Annotated in this window: 22 protein-coding genes, 1 pseudogene and 1 riboswitch; of the genes and pseudogenes, 15 read left to right on the top strand and 8 right to left on the bottom strand. The window is 39.2% G+C overall.

Annotation, left to right across the window (positions count from 1 at the left end; all coding sequences use genetic code 11):
• Positions 1 to 10 precede the first annotated feature (10 nt).
• The 5 genes from dltA (at position 11) to H539_RS0123920 (ending at position 5166) form a co-directional block, all read left to right on the top strand.
• Positions 11 to 1531, top strand: a complete 1521-nt coding sequence (gene dltA / locus H539_RS0123940) for a D-alanine--poly(phosphoribitol) ligase subunit DltA (RefSeq protein WP_026695622.1) — start codon at positions 11 to 13, stop codon at positions 1529 to 1531.
• Entirely contained in the window at positions 1528 to 2676 is a 1149-nt protein-coding gene (gene dltB / locus H539_RS0123935; protein WP_026695621.1) for a D-alanyl-lipoteichoic acid biosynthesis protein DltB, read from the top strand. Before dltA ends, dltB begins: the two co-directional genes overlap by 4 nt.
• Positions 2677 to 2693: 17 nt before the next feature.
• Positions 2694 to 2927, top strand: a complete 234-nt coding sequence (gene dltC, locus H539_RS0123930; protein ID WP_035323994.1) for a D-alanine--poly(phosphoribitol) ligase subunit DltC — start codon at positions 2694 to 2696, stop codon at positions 2925 to 2927.
• A complete protein-coding gene (gene dltD, locus H539_RS0123925; RefSeq protein WP_026695619.1) occupies positions 2927 to 4105 on the top strand; it encodes a D-alanyl-lipoteichoic acid biosynthesis protein DltD in 1179 nt (392 codons plus the stop codon). The genes dltC and dltD overlap by 1 nt, the downstream gene beginning before the upstream one ends.
• A 638-nt stretch (positions 4106 to 4743) precedes the next feature.
• The gene (locus tag H539_RS0123920) at positions 4744 to 5166 is read left to right on the top strand and encodes a hypothetical protein (protein ID WP_026695618.1); all 423 of its coding nucleotides are present in this window, start codon (positions 4744 to 4746) and stop codon (positions 5164 to 5166) included.
• Positions 5167 to 5353: 187 nt separating this feature from the next.
• On the opposite strand, the gene H539_RS0123915 is transcribed toward H539_RS0123920, so the two are convergent.
• Together H539_RS0123915 and H539_RS0123910 are read right to left on the bottom strand one after the other, a co-directional pair.
• Positions 5354 to 6940, bottom strand: coding sequence for a glutamate/serine transporter AimA (locus tag H539_RS0123915; RefSeq protein WP_026695617.1), 1587 nt, complete (start codon positions 6938 to 6940; stop codon positions 5354 to 5356).
• A 53-nt stretch (positions 6941 to 6993) separates the two neighbouring features.
• Positions 6994 to 7072: riboswitch (ZMP/ZTP riboswitch) on the bottom strand.
• 536 nt (positions 7073 to 7608) lie between these two features.
• The gene (locus H539_RS0123910; RefSeq protein ID WP_026695616.1) at positions 7609 to 7920 is read right to left on the bottom strand and encodes a hypothetical protein; all 312 of its coding nucleotides are present in this window, start codon (positions 7918 to 7920) and stop codon (positions 7609 to 7611) included.
• A 376-nt stretch (positions 7921 to 8296) separates the two neighbouring features.
• Here H539_RS0123910 and H539_RS32945 point away from each other — a divergent pair.
• A pseudogene (locus H539_RS32945) lies at positions 8297 to 8643 on the top strand (RtcB family protein); the annotation flags it as partial.
• 78 nt (positions 8644 to 8721) lie between these two features.
• On the opposite strand, the gene H539_RS0123905 reads toward H539_RS32945, so the two are convergent.
• Complete coding sequence (locus H539_RS0123905; protein ID WP_026695615.1) at positions 8722 to 10176, bottom strand: alpha-amylase; 1455 nt, start codon at positions 10174 to 10176, stop codon at positions 8722 to 8724.
• Positions 10177 to 10641: 465 nt separating this feature from the next.
• Here H539_RS0123905 and H539_RS0123900 point away from each other — a divergent pair, with 465 nt between their 5' ends.
• Positions 10642 to 11016, top strand: coding sequence for a hypothetical protein (locus H539_RS0123900; RefSeq protein WP_026695614.1), 375 nt, complete (start codon positions 10642 to 10644; stop codon positions 11014 to 11016).
• Positions 11017 to 11234: 218 nt separating this feature from the next.
• Here H539_RS0123900 and H539_RS0123895 read toward each other — a convergent pair whose 3' ends face one another.
• Both H539_RS0123895 and H539_RS0123890 read right to left on the bottom strand, forming a co-directional pair.
• The gene (locus H539_RS0123895) at positions 11235 to 11831 is read right to left on the bottom strand and encodes an ECF transporter S component (RefSeq protein ID WP_026695613.1); all 597 of its coding nucleotides are present in this window, start codon (positions 11829 to 11831) and stop codon (positions 11235 to 11237) included.
• Between the two features lie 247 nt (positions 11832 to 12078).
• Positions 12079 to 12525, bottom strand: coding sequence for an HIT family protein (locus H539_RS0123890; RefSeq protein ID WP_051348775.1), 447 nt, complete (start codon positions 12523 to 12525; stop codon positions 12079 to 12081).
• A 90-nt stretch (positions 12526 to 12615) separates the two neighbouring features.
• Between H539_RS0123890 and H539_RS0123885 the strand changes: the two genes are divergently transcribed.
• The gene (locus tag H539_RS0123885; protein ID WP_026695611.1) at positions 12616 to 13029 is read left to right on the top strand and encodes a hypothetical protein; all 414 of its coding nucleotides are present in this window, start codon (positions 12616 to 12618) and stop codon (positions 13027 to 13029) included.
• Here H539_RS0123885 and H539_RS0123880 read toward each other — a convergent pair.
• The 3 genes from H539_RS0123880 to H539_RS0123870 form a co-directional block, all read right to left on the bottom strand.
• Entirely contained in the window at positions 13026 to 13868 is an 843-nt protein-coding gene (locus H539_RS0123880) for an SPL family radical SAM protein (RefSeq protein ID WP_026695610.1), read from the bottom strand. The two genes, H539_RS0123885 and H539_RS0123880, sit on opposite strands and share 4 nt — an antisense overlap.
• A 152-nt stretch (positions 13869 to 14020) precedes the next feature.
• Complete coding sequence (locus tag H539_RS0123875; RefSeq protein ID WP_026695609.1) at positions 14021 to 14476, bottom strand: CBS domain-containing protein; 456 nt, start codon at positions 14474 to 14476, stop codon at positions 14021 to 14023.
• A gap of 63 nt (positions 14477 to 14539) precedes the next feature.
• Positions 14540 to 15145: a TetR/AcrR family transcriptional regulator gene (locus H539_RS0123870; protein ID WP_026695608.1), complete on the bottom strand. Its 606-nt coding sequence runs from the start codon at positions 15143 to 15145 to the stop codon at positions 14540 to 14542.
• Between the two features lie 223 nt (positions 15146 to 15368).
• Between H539_RS0123870 and H539_RS33300 the strand changes: the two genes are divergently transcribed.
• From H539_RS33300 to H539_RS0123830, 7 genes are all read left to right on the top strand, one after another.
• On the top strand, positions 15369 to 15587 hold the full coding sequence (locus tag H539_RS33300; RefSeq protein WP_026695607.1) for a hypothetical protein: 219 nt from the start codon (positions 15369 to 15371) through the stop codon (positions 15585 to 15587).
• A 38-nt stretch (positions 15588 to 15625) separates the two neighbouring features.
• A complete protein-coding gene (locus H539_RS0123860; protein WP_026695606.1) occupies positions 15626 to 16378 on the top strand; it encodes an MFS transporter in 753 nt (250 codons plus the stop codon).
• The gene (locus H539_RS31810) at positions 16375 to 16527 is read left to right on the top strand and encodes a hypothetical protein (protein WP_155890237.1); all 153 of its coding nucleotides are present in this window, start codon (positions 16375 to 16377) and stop codon (positions 16525 to 16527) included. Before H539_RS0123860 ends, H539_RS31810 begins: the two co-directional genes overlap by 4 nt.
• Before the next feature lie 342 nt (positions 16528 to 16869).
• Positions 16870 to 17433, top strand: coding sequence for a GNAT family N-acetyltransferase (locus H539_RS0123845; protein ID WP_026695604.1), 564 nt, complete (start codon positions 16870 to 16872; stop codon positions 17431 to 17433).
• 169 nt (positions 17434 to 17602) lie between these two features.
• Complete coding sequence (locus tag H539_RS0123840) at positions 17603 to 18079, top strand: hypothetical protein (protein ID WP_026695603.1); 477 nt, start codon at positions 17603 to 17605, stop codon at positions 18077 to 18079.
• Between the two features lie 231 nt (positions 18080 to 18310).
• A complete protein-coding gene (locus H539_RS0123835) occupies positions 18311 to 18613 on the top strand; it encodes a winged helix-turn-helix transcriptional regulator (RefSeq protein ID WP_425414765.1) in 303 nt (100 codons plus the stop codon).
• A 93-nt stretch (positions 18614 to 18706) separates the two neighbouring features.
• Complete coding sequence (locus H539_RS0123830) at positions 18707 to 19342, top strand: FMN-dependent NADH-azoreductase (protein ID WP_026695601.1); 636 nt, start codon at positions 18707 to 18709, stop codon at positions 19340 to 19342.
• Positions 19343 to 19710: the final 368 nt, after the last annotated feature.

Below are 19710 nucleotides of genomic sequence, written 5' to 3'. Positions count from 1 at the left end.
AGGTGACACCATGAATTTTTATTCACAACTACAAAAATGGTCTGAATTATATCCTGAAAAGACCGTTTTTTCATGCGGAAATGAGAGCCTTACCTATAGGCAGCTTTATAATATGTCCGAGTCTTTAGCTGATTTTTTAAACAATCTTTTGCTTGATCATTCTACTCCTATTGTGGTTTATGGTCACATGGAACCATTAATGCTTGTTTGTTTTTTAGCATGCGTTAAATCAGGTCATCCGTATATTCCGGTTGATACATCTATTCCAGATGAAAGAATTGCAAAAATTATAGAAGATTCTGGAGCTAAAATGATGCTATCACCTACTGATCTGCCTCAAGTAGGTTTGGAACATCTATCCCATTCTTTGAATGGAGATCGTTTACGAGATGCACTCGTAAAGAATCAAGGAAAAACCGTTTCTTCCGAGTCATATGTTCTCAATGATGAAAACTTTTATATCATCTATACGTCAGGGAGCACAGGAAATCCAAAAGGTGTCCAAATTTCTTACAACAATTTAATGAGTTTTATTCACTGGATGACGAATGACTTCGGTTTAGCAAACCACCAAGTCTTTTTAAACCAAGCACCTTTTTCGTTTGATTTGTCAGTGATGGATCTGTTTCCTAGTTTATTCTTAGGAGGAACCCTTTGGATGCTGCCCAAAGAGTATGTGGCAGCGCCTAAAGAATTATTTTTATCGCTTGAAAAGTCCTCCGCGAATATTTGGACGTCTACTCCTTCCTTTGTGGACTATTGCTTATCGGATGAACAGTTTTCAGCATCTCTACTCCCTGAATTAACAACATTTTTATTTTGCGGAGAAGCATTACCAAGTTCTACGGCATTAAAATTGAGAAAGAGGTTCCCAAATGCCACTGTATTCAATACGTATGGTCCTACTGAATGTACAGTAGCAGCAACAAGTATCAATGTGGATGATTCCTTGATTGAAAAGTACGAATCATTGCCAATTGGCATTTCGAAAAAAGATGGCGAAGTTTATATTCTGTCAGAATCACTTGATGAACAACCAGATGGGGAAAAAGGTCAAATTGTTATAACCGGACCCCATGTGAGCAAAGGGTATTTGAATCAACCAGGTTTGACTCGTAACTCATTTTTCGTCCTCAATGGGCAGCCTGCTTATAAAACAGGAGACCTTGGCTATAAAAAAGATGGATTGGTATTTTACGCAGGAAGAATGGATTTCCAAGTGAAAGTGAATGGATACAGGATGGAGCTTGAAGAGATTGAGGCACAGCTTTCTTCCCTGCCGTTAGTACAAAACGTTATGATTGTACCTAATTACAAAGACGGGAAATGCGAATTTTTAACAGCGGTGATCGTCCCAGCTCCTCATAAATTCGAAAAGGAATTTCAACTTACCAGTCAGTTAAAAAAAGAATTGCGTGCTCTATTACCGCAATACATGGTACCGAGAAAGTTTGTTTATCGCCCAGCTCTTCCCATGACGAATAACGGCAAGGTAGACCGAAAAAGAGTATTACATGAGGTTATTGCATGACGCCCTATGCAACTTTACTTTATTTTATGATTGTTGGCATCTTGCTTATCCCTGTCGTAGCAGCGGGATACCGAAAAAAAAGGTTAGGCTGGTATAACGCTCTCGTTACGTTTGTCGTTCTCTTTATGGCATTCGCAGCTGACCTTCATCAAGCGTATTCCTTTATTGCCTATGTCATTTGGGAGATCATCCTTGTTTCCGTTTATATACGGTATCGTTCAAAGCAAAATTCGTCACTTGTTTTTTATCTTGCTATTTTTCTTTCCATCATCCCTTTATTGTTAATAAAAATCTTGCCTGCCTTCGAATTGAATAACTGGTTTGGATTTTTAGGAATTTCTTATTTAACCTTTAAAAATGTCCAAATGGTAATTGATATTCGAGATGGTTCGTTAACATCTTTGACCATAAAAGAACAACTTTCGTTTTTATTGTTTTTTCCGACCATATCCTCCGGTCCTATCGACCGTTACAGACGTTTTAAAAAGGATATAGGCACCGTTCCTTCCAGAGAAGAGTATCATGAGCTTCTTTATATGGGAATTAATAAGATTTTTTTAGGCTTTTTATATAAATTTATTATCGGGTTTCTCATCAATAGTAAATTAATTTCAACACTTTTTATCCAAAACCATACGTTGCTATCCGATATTAGCTATATGTATCTGTACAGTTTATATTTATTTTTTGACTTTGCTGGATACAGCAACTTTGCCATCGGTTTCAGCTATATTATGGGGGTTAAAACGCCTGAAAACTTTAATCTTCCTTTTTTGAGCAGAAATATTAAAGACTTTTGGAACCGTTGGCACATGTCACTTTCATTTTGGTTCCGGGATTATGTGTACATGCGATTTGCCTTCTTAATGCAAAAGAAAAAGTGGATCAAAAACCGTTTCACCATTTCCTATCTTGGTTACCTGCTTCTCTTTTTATTAATGGGGGTATGGCACGGTCTGGAACTTCACTATATTGTGTACGGGTTATATCATGCTCTTTTAATCATCAGTTTTGATTGGTTTGCACGAAAAAACAAAAAATACTCATTCTGGAAAAAGAATAAATGGACACATGCAATCTCGATCGTCATCACCTTCCACTTCATTTGCTTTGGATTTTTAATCTTTTCCGGTCGATTATTTTAATATTAGGAGGAATTATCATGACAGTAAAAGAGACAGTGTTGGATATTTTAGAAGAGATTTGTGATTCGGATATTGTAAGAGAAAATTTAAATATCGATTTATTTGATGAAGGTCTATTGGATTCGTTCGGAACGGTTTCATTGCTTGTTGAAATTGAAGATCGTTTAGAGATCACAGTGGGGATTTCTGATTTTGTCAGAGAAGAATGGAATACTCCGAATGCAATTATTGGTCAATTGGAGAATCGGTAATGGTCCGCTCCTCCTTTAAACCCTTAATTATGGCAGTCATCTTATTTTCCATTCTTTTGTTTTTTCCAGCCCAATGGTTACTGCCTTTGATTAATGAGAAGTTGGTGGAGCGAGATGCAGCAGGATTAGACCACAATATGTTTCAAGGCTATTTAGTTCAACAAAAAATGTTAGAAAATCCTGCCTATTTGCCTATTTATGGTTCTTCTGAATTGTCTCGATTAGACCCTTTTCATCCGTCAAACTATTTTCATGTGAATCCACAGGGCTTCACGCCGTTTTTAGTCGGAACCGGGGGGACTGAGGCACTCATTCACTTTTTAAACTTTTCAGCTCATGCAGATCAGTTAAAAGGCAAAAGGATAGTTTTCGTCTTATCACCACAATGGTTTGTGCCTAAAGGCTCGGATGAATCCCACTTTGCACCCAACTTTTCTGTTTTACAAGGATACCAATTTGCGTTAAACCCAAAATTGAATCACCCATTAGTGACAGAAGGTTCAAAGCGCCTTTTAGCCTTTAATGTAGTCAAAAGTGATTGGATGCTTTCTTCTCTTTTGGAGGCGAATGTATATCATGATAAATGGCACCAAACCAAAGCCATGGTCATCAAGCCCTTTGCTTATGGTTTTTTACATTTGTTGGAACGAAGAGATTTAATCCTTTCTTTACTAGATGTCCATTTGAAAAAACTTCATCCAAAACCAGCCCTCACACATAATAAATCATGGGCTGAACTTGAAGACGCTGCCGGCCATATGGCTGCAAAAAAAACAACAACCAATCCGTTCTATGTGAATGATTTGTATTATAAAGCCATGTTACAACCTAATTTGGAAAAACTTCAAGGATATAAAAAGGGAGCAAGTTATGCAAAATCTACACAATATCAAGATCTGCAACTGGTCCTCGATGTACTAAAAGAAGCTCATGCAAAACCTTTATTTGTTTCCGTTCCAGTCAATGGTTACTGGTCAGATTATACCGGTTTTCCAACCAAAGGACGCACGGATTATTATGTGAAGGTTAAAAAACAAATTGAAAAGAACGGATTTCCTATTTTAGACTTATCCGGTCATGAGTACGATAAATATTTCTTTAAAGATACGATCCATCTGGGGTATAAAGGATGGGTATCTGTTGACAAAGGTATTCTACAATTTGAAAAACAAAAATAATACGAAAAAGAAGTCTAATCCCTATTAAGAGGTAGACTTCTTTTTCGTTTTCTAGGCATTATTGATTACGTTCACAAGATTTTACCACCCAAGCATCAGGCTGTATATAATTCTCTTTCTTCTGCCAACTTTTTCTCCAATACTCCCTCCAACATATTTCACCCCTAGAGAGTAGCCCGCGTATTCAAGACTGTAATTCGGCTACCGCAATCCCGTGATGGTGATAGAACCAGCATTAAGAATCAAGCTTTGAAGGTTTAATTACACTGATGGCTTCGTTGCTTAAAATCATAATAAATAACGATATCAGAAAAGATTGACGTTTAAGAGAAAATAGAAGATATTTGAACTTCTTAACGAACTACCTATTTTATAACACCGAAAATTATGTAGCAAGCAAGACCTATACTCTTTCAGAATTTTGTTCCCATTCTCATTATCCTGGTCGCCTTGCTTGCGTTTTTTCCTTTCATATCATAAGTTTATTATCATATTGATAAGGTTAATTATGCGCCTAAAGCTGAAGTTCCATTTCGAACTACATCATTTCAGAGGAAACGTATCATGTTCTTCACCTTTAGGTAGTCGTAACCCCATTTTAATATGGGGTCTAAATAGTTGAAGGGTAGTGAAAAAAAATGATAAATATATGGAATATCGAGAACATAATTAAAGATACATTACTTGAGCACAAATTAGATATTAATTATGAATTTAACAATAGCCTAACGGCCCCCATGAGTTATAACGTTTCAACTAATACAATCAAATTTAATTATCTTGAAGTAAATGGTTATAAAGGAAAAATTAGAATTAAAGAAACAGAAGAAAATATGGTTAAAATTATTCTCTACCATGAGATTGGTTATTATTTGTATTTTAAGAAAAACAAGTCTAATTTAAGAATTTTAGCGTATGGAGGCGAAGAAGAAAAAGTAAATCTACAATCTGAAATTGAAATAAATGCCTGGGAATATGGGAGAACATTGGTTCCTGAACAACTAGTAAAGTCATATGATAAAGTACGTGAATTAGATAAGTTCCTACTAAAAAGGTTATAAAAAGATAGCTGATCTGTCTATCTGATTAACGAAATTGAGGTCCCGGGCCATTTACTTGATACTCATGAACAGTACACATACAACAAAATAACCAAATTCAAAAGCAAAGTCCTCCTAATGAGAATTTTACTTTTCACAGAAACAATAAAGCAAAAAAACATGGTCATAAACAACCATGTTTTCTTCGTTACGCTACTTCTTTATTGATTTCTTCCGCCTTATCCATAAATTCTGTTTTAATCCCGCTTTTCACTCCCCAAGAATAGAAGCAAAGTGCAAGACAGGCGATGACCAGCATATCCCAGCCAAATGGAAGAATATTTTTTCCGCCGAATTTCTCACTTCCAATATACGAGATCAGAATCATACAGCCTAAGTAAAGAAGCATCCAAACACCTGAAAAAAATTGTTTTTTGAATCCAATCCATTTATTTTTTGCCTGGTAATATAAGTAGATCGGAAGCCCAATGGCCATGATGAACACGACTTCTCCGGTTAGCGGCCAGCGCGCCCAATATAAAGTAAGTGATGCAAAAACAAATCCCAAAGGTGCAATAACGGAAGCACCTTTTAAGCGAAATGGCCGGTTAAAATGAGCAGCTGTACGTCTTAATGTGATCAATGCAACGGGACCCATAATGTATGAAATAAGAGTAGCCACTGAAATGATTTCAGCTAGTACACCCCACCCGCGGAATAAAAATAAAAAGATATAACAAACACCTAAGTTCAATAACATAGCTGGACGCGGAACACCATATAGTGGATGCAAAGTACCAAAGATTTTCGGCAGGTATCCATTTTTTTGCATACCATAAATCATCCGCGATGTTGTAGCAGTATATGTTGACCCTGTCCCTGACGGTGATATAAATGCATCAGCATATAATACAATTGATAACCAGTTAAGACCAAGAACTAATGCCAAATCAGCAAAAGGCGAATTAAAATTCAGGTGACTCCATCCGTTCACAATCATAGATGGATCAACTGAACCGATAAATACTACTTGTAAAAGAATATACACAAAACCAGCGATTAAAATCGACCCAATCACAGCAATCGGAATCGACTTATTCGGTGATTTCGCTTCCCCTGCCATGTTAATGGGACTTTGAAATCCGTTAAAAGCAAACACGATCCCAGAAGTCGCAACTGCTGTTAACACGCCGGCCCCGCCATATGGTGCCATTCCTCGAGAACCTGTAAAGTTTTCCCCATGGAATCCAGCAAAAAATAACGCTCCCACCACTACACCTGGAACAATTAATTTCAAAACGGTTATAAATGAATTTGCCTTAGCAAAAAGATTGACAGTCCAATAGTTAACGAAGAAATAGACCAATAGCAGCAAAGCAGCGACGAGTACTCCTTTGGTCGTTAAGATATTTTGATGAACGAGAGAATGCGTCCACTCAGCCCACTTCCAAGGCCACGTACTCATATATTGGACCGAGGCAATGGCTTCCACCGTAATCGTCGAAGTGATTGAAATCCAGTTCGCCCATGCAGCTAGAAATCCAATAAAAGAACCATGTGAATATTGAGGATACTTAACCATCCCACCGGCTTCCGGAAGCATAGCGCCAAGCTCTGCATAAGAAAGTGCAATAAATAAAATAACAATCATTCCAATAATCCAAGAAAAAATAGCCGCTGGTCCAGCAATCTGGGCAGCTTTCCATGCTCCGAACAACCAACCTGACCCGATAATCGAACCAATACCAGTCATGGTTAAAGCAAATGTCCCCATTTTTCTTTGCAAATTACTCATCCCTATCTGCACCTCTCCCTAGGAAAATAAAAAAACACTCGATTCATTGATCAAGTGTTTGCCCAGGCGTACGGCGTTTAACTCTATATGCTCCCTCATGGTTCTCCATGTGCGCCAGTTACATATAGAAAAGTAATTTTTTTATTAGTATATAGGGTATTTGCACTTTTAACAACATAAAAAACATATATTTATCATAAATGCATAATTATATTTCGGATTTTAGTGTAAATTCTCATTTTATTTTTGATGTTTTAGTTATTATCAATCCCAAAAGCAAACATTCTCCTTTAAACTAGTATGAAATAAAAATAGATAAAGCCCTTTTAAAATGATATTAAAAACTTGTTTCAGCTCTATCCTCCCAAGGGCAAAGAGATAACAAAAAGGCTCTTTTGAAAAGAGCTTAAAAGGCTGGCTATTTACATTCATCAAACTACTTGGGTAAATAAGCAATGGTTATTTGAAAAACATAATAGGAAACTGGGCATTCCAAGTTATACTTTAAATGGCACATTATATAGCCGAAAAGAGTTCTCATCTTCGCTATAGAGAAATAAAATGAAACAGCGCAATCCTACCGGAAGCAGCGAGAGGAATTATTTACTTACATTCCTCTCTCCCCGTCCAAAAGTATGAAACAATACACCTACTAACACCGGCGAAATTTAACACGATTCACTGTTTACTTGTTCTAATCTGTTTAGTAAGACTTCGCTATTTCCAGATAATAAGCAAGTGTCCTTTAAAAAATATAAATAAATTACTTCTAAGGCTAATGGAATCCATTCCTCATCTAAATGATGTACGATACTACCCAAATCAAAAGGATGTTCCTCAGGGTCCTCAAAAAACATGGCTAACTGTAGGAAGACAGCTTCTGTCTTACCTAGACCTATAGCTCCCCATTGGTTAAGATTTACACCATGATCAGATAATACAGGGAAAGTGTCAATTACCTTTGCCGTAGCTTCCTTCACTACTATCTCCTCCTTGATCGTTAGACAAGATAACTTTATCCTCCGAAAGAAGTGACAACAACAGTGGATTTTCATAATGTCCGTCGTCTCATGTTGAACCAGTTTTACTTTACAGCTTTCCGTCGCTTATTAAGCTTCTTTACCCAGCGTACCATATTTAAATCTTCTTTGTTGTCTGGATCGGTTTAATAATTCCTTTTTTATTTGGTTAGTGTGGATATTGGCTGCGGCATGGAAGTGGCAATTATCGAAAAACAAAAACAGAAGTGAACTTTGATACCTAATGGTTTTGGGCTGAAAGAAATACAAGAAGCTCTTCTTAATATCTAGAAGCCATAGATAAACAAGGATTTGGCATACTTGTAGGGAGCAAGCGCTGGAAAATAGGATTCTTCGTAAAGTAGCGATTTCAGCTCAGAAGGATGAGAGGGCTTTTATTCCCATCAATATGCGTGATGATTCTATCATAGCCATGGGTAAAGGCAATCAAAATTAGAACTTCTCAGGGCCCCATGGGGCAGGAAGAATCATGAGCCGCTCCATAGCAAAGGAAAAAGTAGGCCTCAAGAATTCCATGCTACCATGGCTAGTGTATAGACCACATCAGTGAATGATGAAGCTCCAATGGTTTATAAGCCGTTAGAAGAAATTGTATTTAATATTACCGGCTCTGTTGGAATTCAGCATATTATGAAACCCATTTACAACTTTAAAGCGAATTAATTGAGGAGCTTGAACTACAAAGCTAAGACTGGTTTATCCTTGGAAGTTCAAAGCGAAGCGTTACCAAGCCCACTCATTTTAATCAGCAAGTGCCCAGACCGAAACACTCCCCCCATTCACTGGAAAGACGGCGAATCCGTCTTCTTCAATCGTGATTCGATCTTCTCGTGTGAGAGTTAAGTCGGTCCAGACTTCTTTAACCCGGTGCTGGCCCACATACATCCGCTTTTTGCCTTCGTCTCCATTCGATATCACTACCGCGCACCCTGAACCTTCTATATCGTCTACACCCCGCCGAACCCAGCCAATGGTGTTTGGGTGGTCAAAGTAGTCCTCCTGCTCGCCGTAGGCTTTGTGAGTTCTCGCATAAAGAAGGCGTTCAAGGTCTTCCCTTTTACCCGGAATGGGCTCATCTCCCCCTATTCCGTAATAATCTCCGTAAAAGACAACAGGATATCCGTCCTTGCGCAGCAGTATTAGGGAATAGGCGCTCGGCTTAAACCAGTCATCTACCCACGACTCAAGCGCCTCATTTGGCTGTGTATCATGATTATCGACAAAAGTTACCGCGTTCATTGGATGAGACTGGACCAGTGTATACTCCAGAATGGTGGTAAGATCAAAATTACGCCCTGCTTTAGAAGCTTCATGAAATTTGTAATGAAGCGGGACATCAAATAAATCAATCTGATAATCCACTTCATTTAAAAATTTCCGGCAGGATTCTAACTCCGGATTCCAGAACTCCCCTACCATATAAAAATCATCGCCTCTGTGTTTACGCACTTCCCCTGCAAACGTACTGATAAATTCATGATTTATATGCTTAATCGCATCTAATCGAAATCCATCACAATTCAGCGTGTCGCTCAGCCATTTTCCCCAGGAAAACATTTCATCGATCACAACCGGGTGATTGTAATCGATATTTGCAAACATTAGGTAATCGTAATTCCCGAATTCATCATCCACATTTTCGTTCCAGCGTTTATTTTCCCCGAGGATACGAAAGACACCCGTCCTGTCCGTTCTGGCATCATAATCGGTCCCGTTAAAATGTTCAAAACTCCACTTAAACGAAGAGTATTTTTCTTTCCGGCCCGGGAAGGTAAATTTAGTCCATCCGTCAATTTCAAAAGGCTCTGAAACTTCTTCATTCCGGTTTAACGGATCCACTTCTATTACCTGAAAAGTCTCTGTTTCGTCGGCTCCTGCTTTATGATTCATAACTACATCGGCAAAAATACAAAGTCCAAGCTCCTGGCATGCGGAAATCGCGTCAAGCAGTTCTTCCTTCGTGCCATATTTCGTCCGTACGGTTCCCTTTTGGTCAAATTCTCCTAAATCATAGCCGTCGTAGATGCCATAGCCATTATCTTCTGATGATAACCCTTTAGTCACGGGAGGAATCCAGATTGAACTGATTCCGATTGCCTTTAGCTGGGCAGCATTCTGTTTCAAAAAAGTCCAATGGGAGCCATCCGCTTTCACATGCCATTCAAAAAACTGCATTATAGTATGATTTCTTACCATGCCTGCTCCCCCGACCTATAGTATTTTTACTCCGATTTTCATTTGAGTTAACCTACAATTACCCACCCGTTTTCCAGCATAAACCAGGGCTAAAGGTTTTATCGCTTTTATGCTGTAAAGAGGAATAGACGTTAAAGTCTGTCAGCAAGATATTTATCATGCGGGTCAAAATGTCTGGATTGTAACCCTGTCTGTGGATGTGTAATTTTAAGTATGACAAAGCTGGAGTTACAAGTAGTGGGCCACTATTCTTTTGCCCTCGTTTTTTTTGACTTTATCCCAACGATTTATAGATGCATACAATTTATTGTGTCGGGCCTCCTTAAGATAACGAATACATAGAAAGAAGAACGTAGGAAGGTTACCAGGTTACCATTTCTGTAGGATGCTGTCGAAAAGTATGCGTTTGCCATCCATATAAAAGGTGAATTATTAGTAGGAAATAAATTCAAAGGGGTGTACATCTTGTCTCATGAAGCTATCTCTAAAATTTTATTGTTGTCAAATGAGTTACAAGCAAGAACAACCAATGAAAAAGCAATCGAAACAATTACAAATTTGAAAGACTTTGTTAAATCCGTAGCTAACGAGACAGGAATTCAGGTTGAGGAAGAGCATAATGGTATAAATCTCTCAGATTTTTCAGATTACGATTTATTAGTAAAGATCAGAGCAGAGGCTGAAAAACTTGAAGGAAAAGATAATGAAGAAGACAAAGATAATGATTCTATTGCAAAGATGCTATGCACCAGAATAATTCAAGTATTTGGCTTTGATCAAGAAGAAGCCCTTGAGGACAGCTGGTCCGTCTTCTTCTCACCATATGGGCGACCTAAATAGGTCGCTTTTTTTGTAACGCAGACCTAGAGTTGCCGGAAAATTACCCAAGATTGACCGATTGAAAGGTATACTTAAAAAATTGGTACATTAATCCTAAAAAATGATGTCAACGACACAATATAAAGTTTACGAAGATATTTTGGTAGTAGGGAAATATTTAAGTAGGGAAACAAAAAAAGACTTCTTAAAAGAGAGTCTTCTTTCTAATTGATCAAATTTCAATGTTTTCTTAATTTCAATAAAGGCCTTGAGATAATAGGAGCCAAAATAAACGAAGCAATCGCCTCTGCAACGCCATTAGTAGCTACTATAGCTAATAAAGCTGGTAATACTTGACTCACATCCATATGCAAAACGTTAGCATAAGATTCTTTGTAAAAGAGATACGTCAACCCTAAAACGAGAATAGTGTTCGTTAGAGAACCCAGCACTGCAGCAATGGGCATCGATCCCATCATTCCTAATTTAGTCCTTTTTATCCACTTGTAAGAATATCCAGCGACGAGAGCAATCATGATTCTAGGGAATATAGAAATGAGCGGATTAACAAATATGATGGGTGCGATAGGGCTTGTCGGATTTGTAAAAGCCCTGATGAAAGTAATCAGCCCCCATACTCCCCCAATAATGGCTCCATCTCGGGGACCCAGAACAAACGTGGAAACAATAACGGTAATTTGAATAATAGTCAGACTTAAAGGTCCAATTGGAATATATCCGAGAAATGGAATGAATGTTTGTAAAATAATAATCGCTATAAGTAAACCTAACATAGTCAATCGATATGTTTTATTTTGTCTTCTACCTTGATTCACTAGAGCTGCCCCTGTTCTTTTTTGCATTCTATTTTTGTTTATTCCAATCCCTATTATAAGTAAGAATGATTTTCTATGCCACAATAATATGTCCTTACATACTAATAAAGTATGTAGGCTTTAATAAGGTAATCATAAGTTTTGGTACTTTACTGATAAAAAATTATAGTTGATACTTGAAACCATACACTCACTCACATCTATGGAATGAAACTGTGATAACTGTATCTTCTTGATCCTATCATTCCTAAGCATTACTCTCTAGATAGGTTTTCATACGAGTACAAAGCTCGACAACAGCTCCGTTGTCCCCCATAGGGGCGTCCTCCCAATCGTAAACCTCCATAGGTCCCCAATGCTCCTTTGGGGTATTAGGGTAACGTGCAATGAGATGCATATGCAGATGCGGAACTGAATTTCCTGATACGAGTGAATAAATGTGCTCAGCCTTTTCGCTCTCCTTAAGCGCCTTGCTCACTCGGGCCATGGCGATACCGAATGCTTTTGCTTCTTCCTCAGTCAGATCGGCAAGAATCGGGGCATGCCTTTTTAGGTCAATCATAATATGTCCCAAATAATTGGGTCTGCCATTTCGGTCAATATGCCCCACATATACATAATCATCCTCATAAATCATGATTCCCGCGGTATCAATCGTTCCAGCATGCTTATTGCAAATAAAGCAATCATTCATTGGACTGATCCCCTTTTTATGTTTTCTAAAGATTATAATATAACTATCGTTCGATTGGTATAATTTTCTAAAATATAAAGGGGGAATCTAATGAACTATAAGCAGATCAGCCTGTTTATCATGGTGTTCTTTCTGTCTTCCTGCGGAGATGATTATGAAAGGATAAAAGAGAAAAACAAACAGAAATATGATGCTGCGATTAACCAAGTGATTAGGATGGAAAATGGAAGGCTTCAAGAAGAGAATCAACCCAGGATCTTAAGAAGCAAAACAGGTATTGTGGTGTATAAACACGGAGAATTTATTCGTCTGCTTTACCATATTTCTTCAATGGAGATCGTCTCTACTTATCAAAAAGAGGAATCTTTCTATATACACCTCCCGGAAACGAAGGAGACTCATAGCAAATTGGATCATGCACAGGATGAATATATAATATATAGAAAACCTTGGACGAAAATAGCCAGGAATGGACAAGGGATCCTCCATAGACCCCTTGTTTAAGTCTTTTTAATCGGAAATGCCTCCGGTTTTGAGATCCGTATTCGTTCCCGCTCAAAAAATTTCGTAAAATATTTTTCTACCTTATGATGGATGTCTTCCTGATACCATTCCGAGAGCCCATGTTCTCTAAATAATTCCGGCATTCCAAGTCTCTTGGACCGCCTTCCCATGGAACCATCCCCGATACTCAGGGTATCAATCCAGATATGATCCGCAATTCCATCCAGTTCTCTTGGAAAGTCAGGAGAGAATGGCAGAACAGGAGAAATCGAAGCTTGAGTCGGTATGCCTGCTTCATGTACTTCTTTTAAAGCTTTCAGCCTCATGCTGATCCCAGGTGCAGACGGAGCAAAAATTCTCTTGATATCCTCGCGGTCTGTTTCGATTGTCATGGATACGAGCACACCGCATTTTTCTTTTAATTCAACTAGTAAGTCGATATCTCTTGTAACCAGGGGACTTCTGGTTTGGATTTGAACAAAATCAGGAGGGCTTTCAATCATTTCTTCCAGTATTGTTCTGGTGATGGCTGCTTTCCGTTCGATCGGCTGGTATGGATCTGTGGCGGTAGACATAAAAATATTTACCGTCTTGTTCTTTTTACGCAGCTTTAACAGTTCACTCCGATAATTTTCAGCCGCGTTCGTTTTGATGTCGACCCATTCTCCCCAAGGTATATCCTTGAACTTTTGAATGGGCATTTCCCTTACATAGCAGTAGCGGCAGGAAAAAGAGCAGCCGCTGTATGGGTTCAAGGAATGTGTAAAACCGACATCCAGATATCCCTTTGCCTCGGTAAGGATCTTTTTTGAAAGAACATCCTTGATTTCGATTGGCATCTGCTTCCCTCCTTTCTCTTTGTAAAGCATCAGAAATCGGTTTTGTTTCCGTATAAATAACAGCAGATTATTTTAAATTCGGCCTGCATGGACAACTAAGAAAAAGTTTAGATGGAAAAAAATGAGAAAAACGCTTTTAACTTTGAAAAGGGCTACAGAAACGCTTTAAAACAATGCCGGATCACATCCCCCCGGCTGATGATCCCGACTAGTACGCCATTTCGCTGAACGGGGAGTTTTTTGATCTGCCTTTTACCAAGGATGGCGGCAATTGTTTCAATTTTTTCCTCCCATGAGACTGTAATCACCTTGCGTTTTGCAATTTTTAGGACATTTAAATCCAGCAGTCTTTTTGATTTTTCTACGAATTCCTCTTCTTCTTCTTTAAAGACATAGATATTATAAAATACATCGATGATCCGCTCCTCATGTTTCCCGATATACCTCATGATATCTCCATCACTGACATATGCAACGATTTCATTTCGCTCATTCACCACAGGCAGTCCGCTTATATTATATTCGATAAACTTTTCGATAACTGATCTGACTGTGTCACTTTCCTTCACTTTATACACTTGCTTGATCATGATTTCAAACGCTTTCATACACCATTCTCCTATTATGCAGATTTAGTCCTCGTGATGAATCAGTAATCAAAAAGAAGAAGGTTATGGGCTATCTGCCTTATTCAAACCTCTGTGATGAAGCATAGAAAATTGTTTGACTAGGTAAGATGGAGTGTACGGCATATCATTTCTTAGCCACGCAATAATCGTCCCAATAAGAGCAGAGGAATTGTACCAGATCAAAATATCATCTTGAATGCCCTCACGCACCAAATGAGAGCTGCTTACCCTCGATTCAATTCTTTTCACAATGATCTCTGTCAAAAATGAGAGCAGGCGGTCCTTAAAAATGGGAATCTGCTTGGATGCCAGAACGATTTTATAGAATTTTGCATTCCCTGCTATATATTCAAGGAAATTAACCATCATGGCCCAATCGCCCTTACCAGGAGGTGCCTCATCCTTTGTTCTTTCGTTTAAAACGATCGAGATTTCATCAATCATATCTTCCGCCATTTTTTCCAGCATATCCGGAATATCGCGGTAATGCAGATAGAAAGTTACCCGATTGATGGTGGCACGCTCTGCCAGCCGGTTAACGGAAATTTTTTCGAGTTCCATTTCCTGCAGCAGCTCAATCAGAGCGCCTTTTATCAATTGACGGGTGCGCAGGATCCTGGGATCTGTATGGGTCTTTTTCTGTTCCATCCTATTCTGATCCTTTCTAATTAATATAGCTGCAAAACATTGGTAAGTGTCGCTTTTTATATGAGTGAACGACATATTTTCAAAAACTGTAAACTACGATACATTTCCTGAAAATATGTAACTTGTAAACTTAATCTAACGTTCTTATAATCTTCTTTATATAATGTAAATTATACAACACATTGTAAATTTAATCTAGATTGACCCTTAAAGGATGGGGGAAGTGAGCAAGAGTTCTGCCATAGATCGCTCCATAAAAAAAGGGCCTATTCTGGCCATTATGATTCTGGGTGCGTTCATTGCCACCTTTAATCAGACGATCAAGAGTGTTGTGATCCCTGAATTAATGAAAGACTTTGATATTACAGCTACAACTGCACAGGGGCTTACGACCGGCTATATGCTGGTAAATGGGGTGCTGATTCCCTTAACAGCCTTTTAAATGCAGCGCTTTACGATCCGTCAGCAGTTTTTAGCTCCATGATCATCTCCCTTGTTCGGCACCATTGTTTCCGCCCTTGCAGTGAATTCCCCAGTCCTTCTGACCGGTTCGACGCTAAAGAGCTTTCCGTCATTGGCATCGCCATCGTTATCGCCTCTACCTTCAGCTTCATCCATTTGACCGATTCAGCCAGCTATACGTATGATCCTGATGTCTCGGGACGACGGATCGGTATGGCCCTGTTTTTGATGCCGATACAGACAGCCGGCTTAAATCAGCTGCCGCAAAGCCTGAATGCTCATGGAACAGCCATTTCAAACACTGTAAGACAGGTGGCTGGAGCCCTTGATACTTCCCTGCTTGTGACCATTATGACCAGCAGCACGAAGACGCACCTTCTGGATACCATGGCAGCAGGCCATGCCAAAGGCGAGTCCCAGCAGCATCTGATCATGGAAGCACAGACCCATGGAATCAACCAGGCGTATTTTGTTATCCTGCTGATCGGATTTGTCTCCCTGGTGCTTGCCTTCTTCATTAAGCGAGTCGGCCAGGCGCCAGAAAAAGTCCTCCGCAGCGGTTCAGAAGTCAGCCAAGATGGAAGCCTGAAAACAAAAAAACAGTGTCGGTTCAGCCGATGCTGTTTTTTTGATGAACTAAGAGCTAGAGTATCTTTCCTCAGACTTTTGAATTCCTTCATCCCACAATTCCCCTTTCAAAATAGGAAGTTTCCAAGGAGGGATTCGTGCAAAAGAGAACGAATAAATGAATATGGAGGAATGTCCTTATGACTTTTGATGAACTCGTAAAAACGAAAGGGAATTATCTTGCTCTGCAGCAGCTTGAACATCGGATATACGGTGATTCGGCTTTAAGAATCGTCTTCCAAATGGCTGAAGATGAAACAACTCTTTCCTTTACCCTGCCCCCGATACCCTAGGGAAGATATCCATTCTTACGATCGACTTTCCTACCTTTATCTCTTATTCAGCCATAGTCGAGGATTATACCCGATTAAATGATGATGAATACACAGGGGAAGCCTTCCGAATTTATCAAAAATCCCGCTATTACTCTTTTATCCGTGAAAAGGGGCCATTTAAGGAAGGAAAAAAGGCTGTGCATTATTCCCTTATCTGTTTTGATATGATTGTGGATATTCTCTCCTATGATGAGCCCGGCGTTACCGGCCCGGTATCTCACCATGGCAGTAACTAAGGTAAAAGTTATTCCCTTTGTTTTACCAATTTGCAGAAAGGTTATTTAAAAGGAGAGGAACTCTATGCTATCAGTAACGATCCGCAGGCCTGAGAAAAAGGATGAAATTGTGCTTCATCCTTTTTTCAAATATGTAATTGAGGATACCTTCCAAAATGAAGGCCTAACCCATCTAAAGGAAGACATCCGGCAGGAAATTAAATCAAAAGAGAAGCTTCTGAAACTGGATTTGGATAGCCTGGGGGAAGACCGCTTTTTCCTTCTGGCTGCAAACCCCAAAAATCACATCCTGGGAACAGTTGAATTCGGTCCCTGCAGCACCTTAATTGCCGAATGTACAAATGGCTCTTACAGCCGCCTGGTGGAGATCGGCACTGTATTGGTGCATCCAGACTTTCAAAATAAAGGAATTGGCAGGCTGCTTTTCAATGCAATTCTGCTTACTCTTCAAGCTAAAGAAATTAGGGAGTTCTGTTTGGACAGCGGCTATCAAAATGCACAGCGTATATGGACAAAGTGGCTGGGAAAACCGAATTATCTCCTGCTTGATTATTGGGGAGAAAACCACCCTCATATGATCTGGAAACGCCCAGTAAACCTGGGGATTCTGCCGTATAAAATAAACTGAAGAAATGTATGCGCTTACCTCTTTAATTTATGAGAAAAAGTTCAATAAAATGAGCAAAAAAAGCAGGCTATTCATTGAACTATTGCCCTTTTCTGATATAATAGAGACACTTAGGTTACTTTTTGTTCACTTGTTACTTTTCGTTTAATTATGAAGTGAGGTTCTTTGCATGCTTTTAGTAGAGTCAAAAGTTTTACAAACCCAATTTGAATCCGAAATTTATATGGATGAAGAATCGAACATCATCCTTTCAAATATTGAACTGCCAGAAGACGGATTCAGCGATTATAAGCTGAATGCCGGAGTAAAATTGACCAGAATAAGAGACAATGAATATTATGGAACAGAAACCAGCTACTTTGGTCTTTCCATTTCATATGATCTGGATCGGATTTCCATATTCAATCCTGAAGAACAAAGCATTTTTTCTATTAAAAATGAAGAAGAAATCGCGGCGGCTCTGGAATTGGTCCGCTATATTCTAATCGAATCCCCTGCTTTCAAACAAAAAGTAGAGTCTGAAATCGAGGAACTGCGGAAGACAAATGTTGTCAGCGCCAAGGATATTTTTGAAGTGAAAGAAAAATTGACGGTCTTAGAGAAACTAGGCAAAATTCAACAAGGAAGCCTGAACACAGAGCTTTAAAAGAACTGGCTTGCCTTATATAGGATGATGGAGAAGAAGTCCGGCAGTGCTGCTTTTTCTCCATTTTTTTATAAAGCATCCTTTTTTATGCCAAAAATATTAAATTTGAAAATATAGACAATTTTAAACAATAAAACTTTTGCTGTGTTTTATATTAGGTTACAATTAGTACATTAGATATAAATTGTGGCTATCAAAAGGAGATGATATTTTGTGGAGGAGCAACCAAACTTGTGTCCTAGGATAGAAAAGTCCTTTGAACTGCTGGGGAAGCGCTGGACGGGTTTAATTATTTACGTGTTATTAAGCGGGCCAAAACGTTTCAGCGAAATAAATTCTATTATTCCTGACCTGAGTAAACGGGTATTAACCGAGCGCATGAAAGAGCTTGAAGAGAATGGAATTGTCTTGCGGCATGTTCTTCCGGAAAGACCGGTACGGACTGAATATCTCTTAACGAAAAAAGGAACCGAGCTTGGGAAAATTCTTGGCCCGATCTCCGACTGGGCAACAAACTGGATGAAGGACCATTAAGCCGGAAATCGATAATTCTCTGTATAAATTGTTGGAAACGATTTCAACAGCCATTCTGCTTAAAAGTTCACGATGAAAGGAAGTATCAGTTTATTGGCAAATGTTCTTTATATTACTGCTCACCCATTAGAGAGTGACGAATCATACAGCCTGGCAGTAGGAAAAGCGTTTATTGATTCTTATAAAGAATCCCATATCGATGATGAAATCGTACACCTGGATCTCTACAAGGCGGATATTCCTTATCTCGACCGTGATGTATTCAGCGGCTGGGAAAAACTTCGGAGCGGCGAGTCCTTCACCCAATTAGCCCCTGAGGAAAGAGCCAAGGTCGGACGCTTAGCAGAGTTAGGCGCACAATTTTTAATGTCAGATAAATATGTCTTTGTTACCCCTCTCTGGAACTTCTCGTTCCCAGCCATCATGAAAACCTACCTTGATGCCGTGGCCGTTTCGGGAAAGACATTCAAATACTCCAAAAAAGGAGCACAAGGACTTTTAAAAGGAAAAAAAGCCATTCACATACAGGCCCGTGGAGACATCTACTCTGAGGGCCCGGAAGCAGAGTGGGAAATGGGCCACCGCCATCTCGGGGTGATGATGAACTTCTTCGGAATCGATGACTTTAAAGGAATTATCATTGAAGGCCACACAAGATACCCCGAAAAAGCGGAACAAATCAAAGCCGGCGGAATAACTAGGGCAAGAGAAGCAGCAAAAGACTTTTAATGGTCTGCTTCCCTTGTCCTGGTTTTTTATTTGCGTGGTTTCCTCCCTTTAGCTGTACCAGGTTCAATAATGAGGATATCTTCTGGCTGCTGGTGGCGGACTTTTAGTTAGGTTTTTCTACTGAACTTTGTATAGTTTTGTGTCCTCATTCTGAGTATAGTCTACCGGGTATGAAGTTTTGGCCTTGAGAAGGCGTCTCTGAACCATTTCTCCTGACTGCCTGGCGAAGTTTTGGTCTTGAGAAATTTCTCAAGGACATATCTCTGATGGTTTAATCCAGTTTTGTCCTTTAGAGCCTTCCTCACGGACAAATCTCTGACTCTTCAATCCAGTTTTGTCCTTTAGAGCCTTCCTCACGGACAAATCTC

The sequence above is a fragment of the Peribacillus kribbensis DSM 17871 genome (assembly GCF_000430765.1).
Taxonomy (GTDB): Bacteria; Bacillota; Bacilli; order Bacillales; family DSM-1321; genus Paraperibacillus; species Paraperibacillus kribbensis.
Note: the sequence above shows the minus strand (reverse complement) of the source record. Positions and strands in the feature narration are given on the sequence as shown.